General features: G+C 73.5%; 3 protein-coding genes. 1 reads left to right on the plus strand and 2 read right to left on the minus strand.

The features are described 5' to 3' along the window. Positions 1-145 precede the first annotated feature (145 nt). Both OG490_RS20385 and OG490_RS20390 read right to left on the minus strand, forming a co-directional pair. Positions 146-1,537, minus strand: a complete 1,392-nt coding sequence (locus OG490_RS20385) for a class II 3-deoxy-7-phosphoheptulonate synthase (RefSeq protein WP_330297731.1) — start codon at positions 1,535-1,537, stop codon at positions 146-148. Between the two features lie 27 nt (positions 1,538-1,564). Further along, positions 1,565-2,494, minus strand: coding sequence for a shikimate dehydrogenase family protein (locus OG490_RS20390; protein ID WP_330297732.1), 930 nt, complete (start codon positions 2,492-2,494; stop codon positions 1,565-1,567). Between the two features lie 243 nt (positions 2,495-2,737). On the opposite strand from OG490_RS20390, the gene OG490_RS20395 reads away from it, so the two are divergent. After that, positions 2,738-17,533, plus strand: coding sequence for an SDR family NAD(P)-dependent oxidoreductase (locus OG490_RS20395; RefSeq protein WP_330297733.1), 14,796 nt, complete (start codon positions 2,738-2,740; stop codon positions 17,531-17,533). Positions 17,534-17,537: the final 4 nt, after the last annotated feature.

A 17,537-nucleotide genomic window follows, 5' to 3' on the forward strand; every position in this document is an offset into this window, starting at 1 on the left:
GTTTCCCGTATCAGTGGTGGGTGCGTTCCTGGTGTTCTCCCCTCTGCCGAGCGGATGGAACGGATGCGGCGAAGGGGGTGCCCGGTGTCCAGGCACCCCCTTCGCGTGGCCGGCGTGCTCCTGCCCCCTGGCGGGGGTCCAGGGATCAGGCTTGGAGCATCTCGGCCACGAGGAAGGCCAGCTCCACGGACTGCTGGGGATTCAGTCGCGGGTCGCAGCTGGTCTCGTAGCGCTCTGCGAGGGATTCCTCGGAGATCTCCTGGGCGCCGCCCAGGCATTCGGTGACGTCGTCGCCGGTCAGTTCGATGTGCAGGCCGCCCGGGTGGCTGCCCAGGGCCTTGTGCACCTCGAAGAAGCCCTTGACCTCGTCGAGGATCCGGTCGAAGTGGCGGGTCTTGTAGCCGCTGGCGGCCTCGTGGGTGTTGCCGTGCATCGGGTCGCACTGCCACACCACCTGGTGGCCGGAGGCTTCGACCTTCTCCACGATCGACGGAAGGACGTCGCGGACCTTGCCGTTGCCCATCCGGGTGATGAGGGTGAGGCGGCCGGGCACGTTGTCGGGGTCGAGCCGCTCCACGTACTCGACGGCCTGCTCGGGAGTGGTGCCCGGACCGAGCTTGAGGCCGATCGGGTTCGCGAGCATGGAGGCCAGCGCCACGTGCGCGCCGTCCAGCTGGCGGGTGCGCTCGCCGATCCACAGGAAGTGCGAGGAGAGCCCGTACAGCCGGGATTCGCCGTGCGGCGAGGCCGCGTGGCGCAGCAGGCCGTGCTCGTACTCCAGGAGCAGGGCCTCGTGGCTGGCGTAGATCTCGGTGCTGTGCAGCGCGCCGTGGTCGGCGCCGGAGGCCGAGATGAAGCTGAGGCCGCGGTCGATCTCCCCGGCCAGGGCCTCGTAGCGCTCGCCGGCCGGCGAGCTGCGGACGAAGTCGCGGTTCCAGTCGTGCACCAGGCCGAGGTCGGCGAGGCCGGAGCCGGCCATGGCGCGGACCAGGTTCAGGGAGGCCGCGGAGTTGGCGTAGGCGCGCAGCATGCGGTTCGGGTCGGGGACCCGGGCGCCGGGGTTGGGCTCCAGCGAGTTGATGATGTCGCCGCGGTAGACGGGCAGGCCCAGCGCGTCCGTGCTGTTGGAGCGGGGCTTGGCGTACTGGCCGGCGATCCGGCCGACCTTGACCACGGGCATGCTGGCCGCGTAGGTGAGGACGACGGCCATCTGCAGCAGCGTGCGGATGTTCGCGGTCACGTGGGACTCGGTGTTGCCCGCGAACGTCTCCGCACAGTCTCCGGCCTGGAGCAGGAAGGCCTTGCCGCGCGCCACCTCGCTGAGCAGCCCCTGGAGCCGGTCGACCTCGCCGGGCAGGACGAGCGGCGGCATGGTGGTCAGGGTGTCCCTGGCCGCCGCAGCCGCCTGCGCGTCGGGCCACTCGGGCTGCTGCGAGGCCGGACGGGCCACCGCTTCGGCGACTAGGGCATCAATGGGATCGGGAAGCCGGAGGGCCGAGGACGGCGCCTCCACCCGTGCGTCGACGGTCGGATTCATACGGGCACGGTATGAAGGCGCCGTCCATCATCCGGCAATCCGGTGCCCATCACCCGCCCGTGCCCCGGCCGTTGCCCCTGCCGGCGCCCCCGCCGCTACCCCTGCCGGCGCCCCCACCGGCGCCCCCGCCCGCGCCGCGGCCTGGCCCAGCCCGAAGAACTCGCGGTACAGGTGGAGCTGGTGCTCCAGCATGTGGTGCCCGTGGTGCACCGGCAGCCCCAGCCCGGCCGCGGCCCGCAGGAGCGCGGTCTCGCGCGGGGTCATGATGATGTCGGCGACCAGCGTCCCCGGTGCCAGCTCCCGGGGGTCGAAGGGCAGCGGGTCGCCGGGCCGCAGCCCCAGCGGGGTCGCGTTGACCACGAGGTCGGCCGCGCCCAGGTCGGTGGTGGGGCCGCCGGATATCCGGTCCGGCCAGTGCCGCCGCAGCCGCTCCACGACCCCCTTGACCCGGCCCGCGTCGAGATCGACGACGTCCAGCCGGGCCACGCCCGCCGTCATCAGGGCCGCCGCGATGGCGCTGCCCGCACCGCCCGCGCCGACCAGGACGGCCCGCCGGCCCATCGGCGGGTGCCCGGAGCCGACCAGCCCGGAGACGAAGCCCGCCCCGTCGAAGTTCTCCGCGTACCAGCGGCCGTCCTGGCCGCGGCGCATCACGTTCGCGCTGCCCGCCAGGTCCACGGCCGGGCTGCACACGTCGGCGAACCGGCGGACGGCGTCCTTGTGCGGGACGGTGATGAACAGTCCGTCCACGTTCCCCGAGCGCTGCAGCCCCCGTACGACCTCCCCCAGGCTGCCCACCGGGGCCTCCACGGGGACGAGTACGGCGTCCACGCCCAGGGCGGCGAAGACCGGGTTCAGCATTTCCGGGGCGCGGACCTGGGCCACGGGATCCCCGAGCACGGCGAACAGCCTGGTCTTTCCAGTAATTCGAAGAGGCGCCCCGGCTGAATTGGTCATCGCTATTTCCTTACGGTGCGAGAAGTCGAGTACGAGAGGTGAGTGCGGGAGGTGAGTGCGAGAGGTCGAGCAATTACCGATGCATTGAACCTGCTACCCCTACCCCGAGTCGCCTTTGTTCGTCAACATAGGGGGGTCGTAGGGGATCGATAGTGGGAACCCCGAATCGAATGCGTGTGACGCTGATGCCTCCCGTATCGAGATGTCTGCATCGAGTTGTCTTTCGACGAGAGGTATAGAGCCATGCTGCGAACCGAATTGATCCGGCCGCTGCCAGAGCTGCTGGGGGCGAATGCCGATCGTTTCGGGACGAAGGTCGCCTACAGTGACGCCCGGCGGAGCGTGAGCCACGCCGAACTGGAGGCGCGCACACGCAGGCTCGCAGGGCATCTCGCCGGTCTCAGGCTCCAGCCCGGAGACCGGGCGGCCATCCTGCACGGCAACAGCGTCGAGGTGGTCGAGAGCTACCTCGCCATCACCCGCGCCGCCGGTGTCGGAGTACCCCTCAACCCCCGCGTCACCGAGGCCGAGCTGGCCTACCTGCTCGACGACAGCGGCGCCCGCGTCATCGTCACCGAGCCCTCGCGCATCGAGCTCGTCGCCCGGCTGGTCCAGGACCGCCCCTACCTCCGCGTGATCGTCACCGGCCCCGAGGGCGTCCCCGCCGAAGCCCCGGCCGGCACGGTCTCCTTCGAGACCCTCGCCACCACCGAGCCGGCCGAGCCGGCCCGCGACGACCTCGGCCTCGACGACGTCGCCTGGATGCTCTACACCTCGGGTACCACGGGCAAGCCGAAGGGCGTCCTGTCCACGCAGCGCAACTGCCTCTGGTCCGTGGCCGCTTGCTACGCACCCATCCCCGGCCTCTCCTCCGAGGACCGGGTCGTGTGGCCGCTGCCGCTCTTCCACAGCCTCTCGCACATCGTCGCCGTCCTCGCCGTCACGGCCGTCGGCGCCACCGCGCGCATCGTGGACGGCTTCTCCGCAGACGAGATCCTCGACGCGGTCCGCGAGGAGTCGGCCACCTTCCTGGCCGGCGTCCCGACCATGTACCACTACCTCGTCCAGGCCGCCCGCGAACAGGGGTTCACCGCCCCCGAACTGCGCATGTGCCTGGTCGGCGGGGCCATCACCACGGCCGCGCTGCGCCGTTCCTTCGAAGAGGTCTTCAGCGCCCCGCTGCTCGACGCCTACGGCTCCACCGAGACCTGCGGTTCCATCACCATCAACTGGCCCACCGGCGCCCGGGTCGAGGGCTCCTGCGGCCTTCCCGTCCCCGGCCTCGGCGTGCGCCTGGTCAGCCCCGAGACCGGGGCCGACGTGGCCACCGGCGAGGAGGGCGAGGTCTGGGTCAAGGGCTCCAGCGTGATGGTCGGCTACCACAACCAGCCCGAGACCACCGCCGCCGCCCTGCGCGACGGCTGGTTCCGCACCGGCGACCTGGCCCGCCGTGACGAGGAGGGCTACTTCACCGTCACCGGCCGCATCAAGGAACTCGTCATCCGCGGCGGCGAGAACATCCACCCCGGCGAGGTCGAGGAAGTACTGCGCGGCGTGCCCGGCGTGAGCGACGTCGCCGTCGCCGGCAAGGCCCACGAGGTGCTCGGCGAGGTCCCGGTCGCCTTCATCGTCCCCGGCCCCGAAGGCGTCGACCACGAGCGGCTGTTCGAAGCCTGCCGCGAGAACCTCTCCTACTTCAAGATCCCCGAAGAGCTGTACGAGATCGACCGGATCCCGCGCACCGCCTCGGGCAAGACCATGCGCCACGTCCTGCTGGAGCGCCCGGCCCGGCTGCTCGCCGCCGGCGGCGGCCGCTACGAGTCGCTCTTCCGCGTCGACTGGCTGCCCCTGCCGTCCGTGCCCGCGCCGCAGCTCGTCGCCGGCCACTGGGCCGTCGCGGGCGACATCGCCGGCACCGAGTTCGCCTCGGGCCTGGAGGCGCTGGGCAACGAGGTGCAGACCTACCTGCCGCTGGGCGGGCTCGCCGGCCTGGCCGACGTGGACGGCCTCGGCGACCTGGACGCCCTCGACGCCCTCGTCGAGGACCTCGCCGCCGGAGTCTCCTTCCCGGACGTGGCCCTGCTGATGCTCGGCGAGGCCGACCGGCCCACCGCCGCCCGCCGCGGCGAGGCCGTCGAAGCCCTCGTGGCCCGCGTCTCCCTGGCGCTCGAAGCCTGGCTGGCCGAGGAGCGCACCGCCATGGTGCCGCTGATGATCGCCACCCGCGACGCCGTGGCCACCGGCCACGACGACGAGCTGACCGGCATGGAACACGCCGCCGTCTGGGGCCTGCTGCGCTCCTACCAGGCCGCGCACCCCGACCGCTTCGCCCTGGTCGACCTCGGCCCCGAGGAGTGGCCGGACGAGGCCGCGGCCCGCGCCGTGGCCCTGGCCTTCGCCTCCCAGGAGGCGCAGTCCGCCGTCCGCGACGGGGTGCTCCTGCGCCCCCGCCTGGTGCGCGCCACCGCCGCCTCCGGCCCGGCCGCCGCCCCCGACACCACCGGCACCGTGCTGCTGACCGGCGCCGACGGCGTGGCCGCCGAAGCCGTCGCCCGCCACCTCGTGGCCGTCTACGGCGCCCGGCGCGTGGTCCTGGTCAGCGAGGGCGGCAAGGCCGACCCCGCCGCGGCCGCCCTGCGCGCCGAACTGGCCCGGGGCGGGGCCGACATCCGGCTCGAGGCCTGCGACGTCTCCGACCGCAAGGCCGTCGCCAAGCTGCTCGGCAAGATCGCCCAGCCGCTCACCGCGATCGTGCACACCGCGGGCCGCGAGACCCTGACCGACCTGCGGGGCCGCAGCCTCGCCGTGCAGGGTGCGCTCAACCTGCACTGCCTCACCAAGGACATCGCGCTCGGCTCCTTCCTCGTCATCCCCACCGCCGACGGCGTGCTCGGCACCCCCGGCAGCGGGGCCGCGGCCGGCGCCGCCGCGTTCCTGGACGCCCTGGGCGACCACCGGCACGCGGCCGGACTGCCCGCCCTCTCGCTCTCCCTGGGCCCCTGGCACGGCGCGGCCGCGGCCGCCTCGGGCAGCCGTACGTGGCCCACGGGCGCGGGCGTGCTCTCCACCCAGGAGACCCTGGCCATGTTCGACGCCGCGCACACCGTGGCGCAGGCCCACCTGGTCGCCGTCCGCCCGGACGTCTCCGCCCTCCCGGCGGGCGAGGTCCCGCCGCTGCTGACCGAGCTCTTCGAGCGCCCGGCAAGCAAGGCCGCCACCCCCGACGAGAACCTCGCCGAGGCCTTCCAGGCCCGCTTCGAGGACCTCCCGGAGAGCGAGCAGGACCGGCGGCTGCTGGACGTGGTCGTGGAGCAGATCCGCACCATCACCGGCCTGACCACCCTCGACACCGGACTCAGCTTCAAGTCCCTCGGCTTCACCTCGGCCACCGCGGTCGAGCTGCGCAACCGCCTCACCGAGGAGTCGGGCCTGCGCCTGCCCGTCACCCTCGCCTTCGACTACCCGTCGCCGACGGCCGTCGCCGTCTACCTGCGCAAGCGCATGTTCGGCGCCCCGGCCGGCGAGCCCGCCGTGGACTACCCGGAGCCGGTCGTCTCGGACGAGCCGATCGCGATCGTGGCCATGGGCTGCAAGCTCCCGGGCGGGGTGAGCTCTCCCGAGGAGCTGTGGCAGCTCGTCGCCTCCGGTACGGACGCCATCACCGAGTTCCCCGACAACCGCGGCTGGGACCTGGAGGGCCTCTACCACCCGGACCCGGACCACACCGGCACCTCGTACACCCGCCACGGCGGATTCCTCCCGGACGTCGCCGAGTTCGACGCCGCGTTCTTCGGGATCTCCCCGCGCGAGGCCATCGCGATGGACCCCCAGCAGCGGCTGCTGCTGGAGACCTCGTGGGAGACCATCGAGCGGGCCGGCATCGACCCCACCTCGCTGGGCGGTTCCCGCATCGGCGTCTTCAGCGGCGTCATGCACCACGACTACGGCTCCAACGTCCAGCAGGCCCCCGAGGGCACCGAGGGCTACCTCGGCATCGGCGTCGCGGGCAGCGTCGCCTCGGGCCGCGTCTCGTACACCCTGGGCCTGGAGGGCCCGGCCGTCACCGTCGACACGGCCTGCTCCTCCTCCCTGGTGGCCCTGCACCTCGCCGCGCAGTCGCTGCGCGGCGGCGAGTGCTCCATGGCCCTCGCGGGCGGCGCCGCCCTGATGGCGACCCCCGGGGTCTTCGTGGAGTTCTCCCGCCAGCGCGGTCTCGCGGAGGACGGCCGGGCCAAGGCCTTCTCCGGTTCCGCCGACGGCACCGCCTGGGCCGAGGGCGTCTCCGTGGTCCTCCTGGAGCGCCTCTCCGACGCCCGCCGCAACGGCCACCCGGTCCTCGCGGTGGTCCGCGGCTCCGCCGTCAACCAGGACGGCGCCTCCAACGGCCTGACCGCCCCCAGCGGCCCCGCCCAGGAGCGGGTCATCCGCCAGGCCCTGGCCAACGCCCGTCTGACCACGGCCGACGTGGACACCGTCGAGGCCCACGGCACCGGCACCTCGCTCGGCGACCCGATCGAGGCCCAGGCCATCCTGGCCACGTACGGCCAGAACCGCGGCGAGCGCGAGCCCCTGTGGCTCGGTTCCCTGAAGTCGAACATCGGCCACGCCCAGGCCGCAGCGGGTGTCGCCGGCGTCATCAAGATGGTCGAGGCGATGCGCCACGGCGTCCTGCCCAAGACCCTGCACATCGACGAGCCCACCACCAAGGTGGACTGGTCGGCGGGCGCCGTCGAGCTGCTCACCGAGGCCCGCGCGTGGGCCCGTACCGAGGAGCGGCCGCGCCGTTCGGCGGTCTCCTCCTTCGGCGTGAGCGGCACCAACGCCCACGTGATCATCGAGGAGGCCCCGGCCGACGAGACCGCCGAAGAGCCGGTGGCGCCCGTCGACCGGCTGGTCCCCTTCGTGGTGTCGGCGAAGTCCGCCGACGCACTGCGGGCGCAGGCCGGCCGGATCGCCGACCGGGTCGAGGCGGACGCCTCGCTCACCGCGGTGGACGTCGCCTACTCCCTCGCCACCTCGCGCGCCTCCCTGGAGCACCGCGCCGTCGTCGTCGCCGCCGACCGCGAGGCCGCCACCCTGGCCCTGCGCTCGGTCGCCGCCGGCCAGACCGCCGGACAGTCCGTGACGGGCGGCCGCCTGGCGGTCCTCTTCACCGGCCAGGGCGCCCAGCGCCTGGACATGGGCCGCGAGCTGTACGGGACCTACCCGGTCTTCGCCCGCGCCTTCGACGCGGTCGCGGCCGAGCTGGACCAGTACCTCCCGCGCACGCTCAAGGAGGTGCTGTTCGAAGACGGCGACGAAGAGGCCGTCAACCGCACCGAGTTCACCCAGCCCGCACTGTTCGCGGTCGAGGTGTCGCTGTACCGCCTCGTCGAATCGTGGGGCGTCCGACCGGACTTCGTCGCCGGGCACTCGATCGGTGAACTGGCGGCTGCGCATGTTGCGGGTGTGTGGGATCTTGCGGATGCGGCGCGTCTTGTGGCGGCTCGTGGCCGCCTGATGCAGGCCCTGCCCTCGGGCGGCGCCATGGTCGCCGTCCAGGCCACCGAGGCGGAAGTCCTCCCGTACCTCTGCGAGGGCGTCGGCATCGCGGCCGTCAACGGCCCGAACTCCGTGGTCATCTCGGGCCGCGAGGACGCCTGCCTCGCCGTCCAGGACATGCTGGTCGAGCTGGGCCGCAAGACCAAGCGCCTCACGGTCAGCCACGCCTTCCACTCGGTCCTGATGGACCCGATGCTGGAGGAGTTCCGGCAGATCGCCGAGAGCCTGACCTACGACGCCCCGCGCATCCCCGTGGTCTCCAACGTCACCGGCAAGGTCGCCGGCGCCGACGAACTGGCCGACCCCGACTACTGGGTCCGCCACGTCCGCGAAGCCGTCCGCTTCGCCGACGGGGTGCGCACCCTGCACCGGATGGGTGTCACGGCCTTCCTGGAGGCCGGTCCCGACGGGATCCTGACGGCCCTCACCCAGGAGATCCTCGACGGGGCCGAGGGCGCCGAGGGGCTGCGGCTCGCGGCCCTCTCGCGCCGCGGCCGCCCGGAGACCGAAACCCTGCTCGCGGCCCTCGGAGTGCTCTTCTCCACCGGCCGTGCGGTCGACTGGGAGGCGGTCTTCGCCGGCACCGGCGCCCGCCGGGTCGACCTGCCCACCTACGCCTTCCAGCGCGAGCGGTTCTGGCTCGAAGGCACCTCGGCCGCCGGTGACGTCACCGGCGCGGGCCTGGCCGGCGCCGAGCACCCGCTGCTCGGAGCGGTCACCCACCTCCCGGGCTCCGGCGGAGTCCTGGCCACCGGTCTGCTCTCGGTCCGCACCCACCCGTGGCTCGCCGACCACTCCGTCGCGGGCACGATCCTGGTGCCCGGCGCGGCCCTCGTCGACCTGGTGATCCGGGCCGGCGACGAGGTCGGCAGCGGAGTCGTCGACGAAATGATCATCGAGGCCCCGCTGGTCCTGCCCGAGAAGGGCGGCGTCCGCGTCCAGGTCGTCGTCGCCGGAGCCGAGGACGGCCTGCGCGCCGTCAGCCTCTACTCCTCCTCCCCGGAGGACGGCCCCGAGGCCGCCTGGACCCGGCACGTCAGCGGCTTCCTGGCCGAGCGGAGCCGGTCCACCGCCACCGCCTTCGACTTCACCGCCTGGCCGCCCGCCGGGGTCGAGAAGATCGACACCGACACGTTCTACGAGGACCGCGCGGCCGCCGGCCTGCACTACGGCCCGGTCTTCCAGGGCATCCAGAAGGTCTGGCGGCGAGGCTCCGAGGTCTTCGCCGAGATCCAGCTCCCGCAGGGCGCCGACGCCGACCGCTTCGGCCTGCACCCGGCCCTGCTCGACGCCGCCCTCCAGTCCAGCACCTTCTGCCCCGGGCAGGAGGCCGACGCCGAGCAGACGCGGCTGCCGTTCGCCTGGAACCAGGTCGCCCTGCACGCCTCCGGGGCCACCGCCCTGCGGGTGCGGGCCGTCGCCGAAGGCAGCGACGGAGTCGCCCTGGAACTCGCCGACCAGACGGGTGCCCCCGTGGCCACCATCGGGTCGATGGTGCTGCGCCCGGTCGCAGCCGACCAGCTCGGCGCCGCCCGGACGCCCCTGCACGACGCCCTCTTCCACGTCGCCTGGTCCCCGGTCGAGACGGCCGAGACGGCCGAGACGGACGGGGAGCCCGCCGCGGAGTCCGCGTTCACCTTCGCCGACTTCACCAAGGGCGCCCGCGACGAGGCCCCGGCCGGTGTCCGCGCCCTGCTCGCCCAGGTGCTCGGCACGCTCCAGACCTGGTCCGCCGAAGCCTCGGCGCAGGACGAGCAGCTCGTCGTCGTCACCCGCGACCCGCAGCGCGACATGGCCGCCTCGGCGGTCTGGGGCCTGGTGCGCTCCGCGCAGAACGAGAACCCCGACCGCATCGTCCTCGTAGCCCTCGACGAGGACCCGAAGTCCCGTACGGCCCTGGCCGCGGCCGTCGCCACCGGCGAACCCCAGCTCGCGATCCGCGAGGGCCGTGCCACCGCCCCGCGCCTCGCCCACATCGCCTCCTCCGAGACCCTCGCGGTCCCGGCCGGCACCGATGCCTGGCACCTGGACGTCACCGCCACCGGCACGCTCGAGAACCTGGCACTGCTGCCCAGCCCCGAGGTACTGGAGCCGCTGGCCGAGGGCCAGGTCCGGGTCGGCGTCCGCGCCGCCGGTCTGAACTTCCGCGACGTGCTCATCGCCCTCGGGATGTACCCGGGCCGCGCCTCCTTCGGCGGCGAGGGCGCCGGCGTCGTCCTGGAGGTCGGCCCCGGGGTCACCTCCCTCGCCCCCGGCGACCGGGTCATGGGTCTGCTGCGCGACGGCTTCGGGCCGCAGGCGCTCGCCGACCACCGCAACCTGGTGCGGATGCCGACCGGCTGGACGTACGAGCAGGCCGCCACCGTTCCGATCGTCTTCACCACCGCCTACTACGGCCTCAAGGACCGGGCCGGCCTGACCTCCGGCGAATCGGTGCTGATCCACGCCGCGGCCGGCGGCGTGGGCATGGCGGCCGTACAGATCGCCCGCCACTTCGGCGCCGAGGTCTTCGGCACCGCCAGCCCCGGCAAGTGGGACACCCTCAGGGCCAACGGCCTGGACGAGGCGCACATCGGCAACTCCCGCACCCTGGAGTTCAAGGAGCGGTTCCTCCAGGCCACCGGACAGCGCGGTGTGGACCTCGTACTCGACGCCCTCGCCCACGAGTTCGTCGACGCCTCGCTCGAACTCCTGCCGCGCGGCGGCCGGTTCCTCGAGATGGGCAAGACCGACATCCGTGATCCGCAGGAGGTCGCGGCCGCCTACCCGGGCGTCGCCTACCAGGCGTTCGACCTGGTCGAGGCGGGCCCCGACCGGGTGCAGGAGATCCTGCGCGAGCTGGTCGACCTCTTCGAGCAGGGCTCCCTGCAGCCCCTGCCCGTCAAGGTCTGGGACGTCCGCAAGGCCCCCGAGGCCTTCCGCTTCCTGAGCCAGGCCCGGCACATCGGCAAGGTCGCCCTGAGCGTCCCGCGCGAGCTCGACCGGTCCGGTACCGCGCTGATCACCGGCGGTACGGGAACCCTGGGCAAGCTGGCCGCCCGCCACCTGGTCACCGAGCACGGCATCGAGAACCTGATCATCACCAGCCGCCGGGGCGCCGCCGCCGAAGGCGCGGCACAGCTCCGCGAGGAGCTGGTCGAACTCGGGGCCTCCGTACGGATCGAGGCCTGCGACGCCGCGGACCGGGGCGCGCTGGCCTCGCTGCTGGAGTCCATCCCGGCGGAGCACCCGCTGACCGCCGTGGTCCACACGGCCGGCGTCCTGGACGACGGCGTGATCTCCGCGCTCACCCCCGAGCGCGTGGACACCGTGCTGCGCCCGAAGGTGGACGCGGCCTGGAACCTCCACGAGCTCACCCAGGGCCTGGACCTCGCCGCCTTCGTCCTCTACTCCTCGGCGTCGAACGTCTTCGGCAACCCGGGCCAGGGCAACTATGCGGCGGCCAACGGCTACCTCGACGGCCTCGCCCGCCACCGCCGGACCCTCGGACTGCCCGCCGTCTCGATGGCCTGGGGCTTCTGGTCCGAGAGCAGCGCCATGACGGAGAACCTCGACGGCGCGGCCCTCCAGCGCAACAAGCGCGACGGCATGCTCGGCCTCACCGCCGAGATCGGCATGGCCCTCTTCGACGCCGGGATCCGCTCGGCCGAAGGCGCCCTCGTCCCGGCCCGGCTCGACATCCCGGGCCTGCGCTCCCGCTCCGCCGGCGAGCCCGTACCGGTACTGCTGCGGGGTCTGGTCCGCCAGGGCCGCCAGGCAGCCAAGTCGGCTGCTGCCGGGGCCGGTTCGCTGGCCCAGGACCTGGCCGGACTCTCTAAAGAAGAGCAGCAGCGGGTGCTGCTGGAGCTGGTCCGCGAGCAGGCCGCGAGCGTGCTCGGCCACTCCGCCGCACACACCGTGGACGGCGAACGCGCCTTCAAGGACGCCGGTTTCGACTCGCTGACCTCCGTGGAACTGCGCAACAGGCTCAGCTCCGCCTCGGGCGTCCGCCTCGCCGCGACCGTCGTCTTCGACTACCCGACCCCGGTCGCCCTGGCCCGCCACCTGCTCACCGAGCTGGGCGTCGGCGACCAGCCGGCCGCGGTCCGGGCCCAGGCCGCCAAGGCCGTGTCGGGCGCCGGAGCCGACGAGGACGACCCGATCGCCATCGTCTCCATGGGCTGCCGCTTCCCGGCGGGCATCCACACCCCCGAGGCGCTGTGGCAGCTGGTCGCCGACGGAGCCGACGTCATGGGCGGCTTCCCCGAGAACCGCGGCTGGGACCTCGACGGCCTCTTCGACCCGGACCCGGAGGCGCTCGGCAAGTCCTACGTCGACCGGGGCGCGTTCCTGCACGACGTGGCCGACTTCGACGCCGCGTTCTTCGGGATCTCCCCGCGCGAGGCCACCGCGATGGACCCCCAGCAGCGGCTGCTGCTGGAGACCTCGTGGGAGGCCATCGAGCGGGCCGGCATCGACCCGGCCGAACTGCGGGGCACCGACACCGCCGTCTTCACCGGTCTGATCAGCCACGACTACACCGTCAAGCTCCAGACCTCGCAGGCCGAACTGGAAGGCATGCGCCTGACCGGTACGGCGGGCAGCGTCGCCTCGGGCCGCGTCTCCTACACGCTCGGCCTCGAGGGCCCGTCCCTCTCCGTCGACACCGCCTGCTCCTCCTCCCTGGTCGCCCTGCACATGGCCGTCCAGGCGATCCGCTCCGGCGAGTGCTCGATGGCCCTGGCCGGCGGCGCGATGGTGATGGCCACCCCGGACACCTTCGTGGAGTTCTCCCGCCAGCGCGGCCTGGCCGCGGACGGCCTGGTGAAGGCCTTCTCCGCCTCGGCGGACGGCACCGCCTGGGCCGAGGCCGTCGGAGTGCTCCTCGTCGAGCGCCTCTCCGACGCCCGCCGCAAGGGCCACCCGGTCCTCGCGGTGATCCGCGGTACGGCCGTCAACCAGGACGGCGCGTCCAACGGTCTGACCGCCCCCAACGGCCCGTCCCAGCAGCGCGTCATCCAGCAGGCCCTGGCCAACGGCGGGATCACCGCGCAGGACGTGGACGCGGTCGAGGCGCACGGCACGGGCACCGCGCTCGGCGACCCGATCGAGGCCCAGGCCATCCTGGCCACGTACGGCCAGGACCGCCACGACGACCAGCCGCTGTGGCTGGGCTCGCTCAAGTCGAACATCGGCCACGCCCAGGGCGCCGCGGGTGTCGCGAGCATCATCAAGGTGGTCATGGCCCTCCAGAACGAGGTCCTGCCCAAGACCCTGCACGTGGACGAGCCCACCCCCAAGGTGGACTGGTCGGCGGGGGCCGTCGAGCTGCTGACCGAGGCCCGCCCGTGGGTCCGCGGCGAGCGTGCCCGCCGGGCCGGTGTCTCCTCCTTCGGCGTGAGCGGTACCAACGCCCACGTGATCATCGAGGAGGCCCCGGCCGAGGAGACCCTCGTAGAGCAGGTGGCGCCGGTCGACCGGCCCGTCCCGTTCGTGGTGTCGGCGAAGTCCGCCGACGCGCTGCGGGCGCAGGCCGGCCGGATCGCCGACCGGGTCGAGGCGGACGCCTCGCTCTCCGCGGTGGACGTCGCCTACTCCCTCGCCACGTCACGCGCCTCCCTGGAGCACCGCGCGGTGGTGGTGGCCGCCGACCGCGAGGGCGCGGCCCTGGCCCTGCGCTCGCTGGCCGCCGGCCAGACGGCCGGACAGTCCGTGACGGGCGGCCGCCTGGCGGTCCTCTTCACCGGCCAGGGCGCCCAGCGCCTCGGAATGGGCCGTGAGCTGCACGAGTCCTACCCCGTCTTCGCCGATGCCTTCGACGCGGCGGCGGCGGAGCTGGACCAGCACCTGGGCCGTTCGCTCAAGTCGGTTCTGTTCGAGGACGACGAAGAGTCCGTGAACCGTACGGAGTTCACGCAGCCGGCGTTGTTCGCGGTCGAGGTGGCGTTGTTCCGGCTGGTGGAGTCGTGGGGTGTGCGTCCGGACTTCGTGGCCGGGCATTCGATCGGTGAGCTTGCTGCGGCGCATGTGGCGGGTGTGTGGTCGCTGGCGGATGCGGCGCGTCTGGTGGCGGCTCGTGGTCGCCTGATGCAGGCGCTGCCTTCGGGCGGTGCGATGGTCGCGATCCAGGCCACCGAGGCGGAAGTCCTCCCGTACCTCGGTGAGGGCGTCGGGATCGCCGCGATCAACGGGCCGAATTCGGTGGTGATTTCGGGTCGTGAGGCGGAGTGCCTGGAGGTCAAGGCGAAGCTGTCGGAGCTGGGTCGCAAGACCAAGCAGCTGACCGTGAGCCACGCCTTCCACTCGGTCCTGATGGACCCGATGCTGGCCGAGTTCCGTGAGGTCGCGGCCGGTCTGACCTACGGTGCTCCGCGGATCCCGGTGGTCTCCAACGTCACCGGCAAGGTCGCGGAAGCCGCCGAGCTGGCCAGCCCCGACTACTGGGTCGCCCACGTCCGCGAAGCCGTCCGCTTCGCCGACGGGGTCCGCACCCTGCACCAGCTGGGCGTCACCACCTTCCTGGAGGCCGGCCCCGACGGGGTGCTCACGGCCCTGGCCCAGGAGATCCTCGACGGGGTCGACGGAGCCGAGGGGCTGCGGCTCGCCGCGCTCCAGCGCCGCGGCCGCCCGGAGACCGAGACGCTGCTCGCGGCGATCGGGGTGCTGTTCTCCACGGGCCGCGCGGTGGACTGGCAGGCGGTCTTCGCCGACGCCGGTGCCCACCGGGTCGACCTGCCCACGTACGCCTTCCAGCGCGAGCGGTACTGGCCGGAGGACGCGGCCGCCGCGGGTGACGCGGGCTCGCTCGGCCTGGTCGGCGCCGACCACCCGCTGATCGGCGCCTGGCTCCACCTCCCCGAGACGGGCGGAGTGCTCGGCACCGGGATGCTCTCGACCCGTACCCAGCCCTGGCTGGCCGACCACGTGGTCTCCGGCACCGTGCTGGTGCCCGGCGCGGCCCTGGTCGAACTGGCCGTCCGGGCCGGTGACGAGGCCGGCGCGGGCACCATCGACGAGCTGGTCATCGAAGCCCCGCTGGTCCTGCCCGCGAAGGGCGGGGTCCGCGTCCAGGTCTCCGTGGCCGCACTCGACGAGCTCGGCCGCCGTCCGGTCGCCGTGTACTCGGCGGCCCCCGACGAAGGCCCCGAGGCGGCCTGGACCCGCCACGTCAGCGGCTTCCTCACCGCGGCACAGGAGCCCGCGGGCTTCGACTTCGGAATCTGGCCGCCGGCCGGCGCCCAGGCCACCGACGTCAGCGACTTCTACGACCGCCAGCTCGCCGCGGGCTACACGTACGGCCCCGTCTTCCAGGGGGTCCAGGCCGTCTGGACCAAGGGCGACGAGGTCTACGCCGAGGTGGCCCTGCCCGAGGGCCAGGCGCCCGAACGGTACGGCCTCCACCCGGCCCTGCTCGACGCCGCCCTCCAGACCACCAGCTTCCTGGGCGCCGCCGAGGCCGAAGAGGGCACCACCAGGCTCCCGTTCGCCTGGAACCAGGTGGCCCTGCACGCCGCCGGAGCCACCGCGCTGCGGGTCCGGGCGGTCCGCACCGCCGGAGACGGCCTGTCGCTGAGCATCGCCGACCAGACCGGCGTCCCCGTCGCCAGCATCGGAGCCCTCGTCATGCGGGCGGTCTCCACCGCCGGACTGGGCGCGGCCTCCGCTCCGGTCCACGAATCGCTCTACCGGATCGAGTGGACCCGGGTCTCCCTGCCCCGCGCCGAGCGGACGCAGCTGACCACGGTCACCGACGCCGCCGGGGTCCGGGCGGCTGCCGCTGCCACGACGGCGCCCGGGATCCTGCTGCTCGACACCACCGAAGCCGCCGAGGCGGCCGGTGCCGGGCGGGCCCACGCCGTCACGGCCCGGGTGCTCGGCGCACTCCAGGCCTGGTCCGCCGAGTCGGCCCTGGACGGCACGCAGCTGGTCGTCACGACCCGCGGCGCTGTCTCCGGAGTCACCGACCCGGCCGGTACGGCGGTGTGGGGGCTGGTGCGCTCGGCCCAGGCGGAGCACCCCGACCGGATCGTCCTGGTCGACCTGGACACCGGTACGGAAGACCCTCGTACCCGGGAGCTGATCGCCTCGGCGGCCGGCTCCGGGGAACCGCAGCTGGCGATCCGCGCCGGTGTGGCCACGGCGCCCCGACTGGGCCGTGAACCGCGCGTCGGGGACACGTACCTCGCCTCCCTCGACCCGGCCGGCACGGTCCTGGTCACGGGCGGCACCGGCACCCTGGGCAAGCTCGTCGCCCGCCACCTCGTCACCGAGTACGGCGTACGGCACCTGGTGCTGGCGGGCCGGCGCGGCGCCGCGGCAGAGGGTGCGGTCGAGCTCCGCGAGGAGCTGGCCGGGCTCGGGGCCTCCGTACGGATCGAGGCCTGCGACGCCGCGGACCGCGAGGCACTGGCCGCGCTGCTGGCCGGCATCCCGGCGGAGCACCCGCTGACCGCGGTGGTCCACACGGCCGGCGTCCTGGACGACGGGATCATCTCGGCCCTCACCCCCGAGCGGCTCGAGGCGGTCCTCAAGCCCAAGGTGGACGCGGCCTGGAACCTGCACGAACTGACCCGGGACCTGGGCCTCGCCGCCTTCGTCCTCTACTCCTCGGCGGCCGGGGTGTTCGGTACGCCGGGCCAGGGCAACTACGCGGCGGCCAACGCCTACCTGGACGGTCTCGCCCAGTACCGGCGCGAGCGCGGCCTCAGCGCCGTCTCCCTCGCCTGGGGCCTGTGGGCCGAGGCCACCGGAATGACCGCGCACCTCGGGGACGCCGATCTCCAGCGCGGCAAGCGGGGCGGCATGCTGGGGCTCCCGAACGACGAGGGCCTGGCCCTCTTCGACGCGGCCCTGCTGTCGTCCGAAGCGACCCTGATGCCGGCCCGCCTCGACCTCGGAGAACTGCGCGCCCAGGCGGCGGGCGGTTCCCTCCAGGCCATCCTGCACGGCCTGATCCGCCCGGCCCGGCGGGCCGCCAAGGCCGCCACCGCGGCCAAGGGCGAGAGCCTGGCCCAGCGGCTCGCGGGCAAGTCCACCGAAGAGCGCGGACAGCTCCTGCTCGACCTGGTGCGCGGTCACGTCGCAGGCGTCCTGGGTGTCTCCAACCCGGCCACCATCGACGCGACCCGGGCCTTCAAGGACGCGGGCTTCGACTCCCTCACGGCGGTCGAGTTCCGCAACAAGCTCACCGAAGCCACCGGGGTCCGGCTGCCCGCCACCCTCGTCTTCGACTACCCGACCCCGACCGCCCTCGTCCGTCTCCTCCAGGAGGAGCTCAAGGCCGAGGAGGCGCCGACGCAGAACCTGTCCGTGCTGGACGAGCTGGACCGCCTGGAGGCGGCCCTGAACGGCTCGGCGATGTGCGAGGACGTCAAATCCCAAGTCGCCCAGCGGCTCCAGGCCCTCACCGGCCAGTGGGAGAGCGCCAACGGAGCCTTCGGCGGAATCGACGGCTTCGACCTGGACGCGGCGACGGACGACGAGGTCTTCGCCCTCATGGACAGCGAACTCGGTCTCTGACCGG

The sequence above is a fragment of the Streptomyces sp. NBC_00503 genome (assembly GCF_036346895.1).
Lineage (GTDB): Bacteria > Actinomycetota > Actinomycetes > Streptomycetales > Streptomycetaceae > Streptomyces.

Excerpts from the sequence above, each read along its gene's own strand:
- OG490_RS20390 (WP_330297732.1), bottom strand. The coding sequence starts at position 2,494 with ATGACCAATTCAGCCGGGGCGCCTCTTCGAATTACTGGAAAGACCAGG.
- OG490_RS20395 (WP_330297733.1), top strand. The coding sequence starts at position 2,738 with ATGCTGCGAACCGAATTGATCCGGCCGCTGCCAGAGCTGCTGGGGGCG.
- OG490_RS20385 (WP_330297731.1), bottom strand. The coding sequence starts at position 1,537 with ATGAATCCGACCGTCGACGCACGGGTGGAGGCGCCGTCCTCGGCCCTC.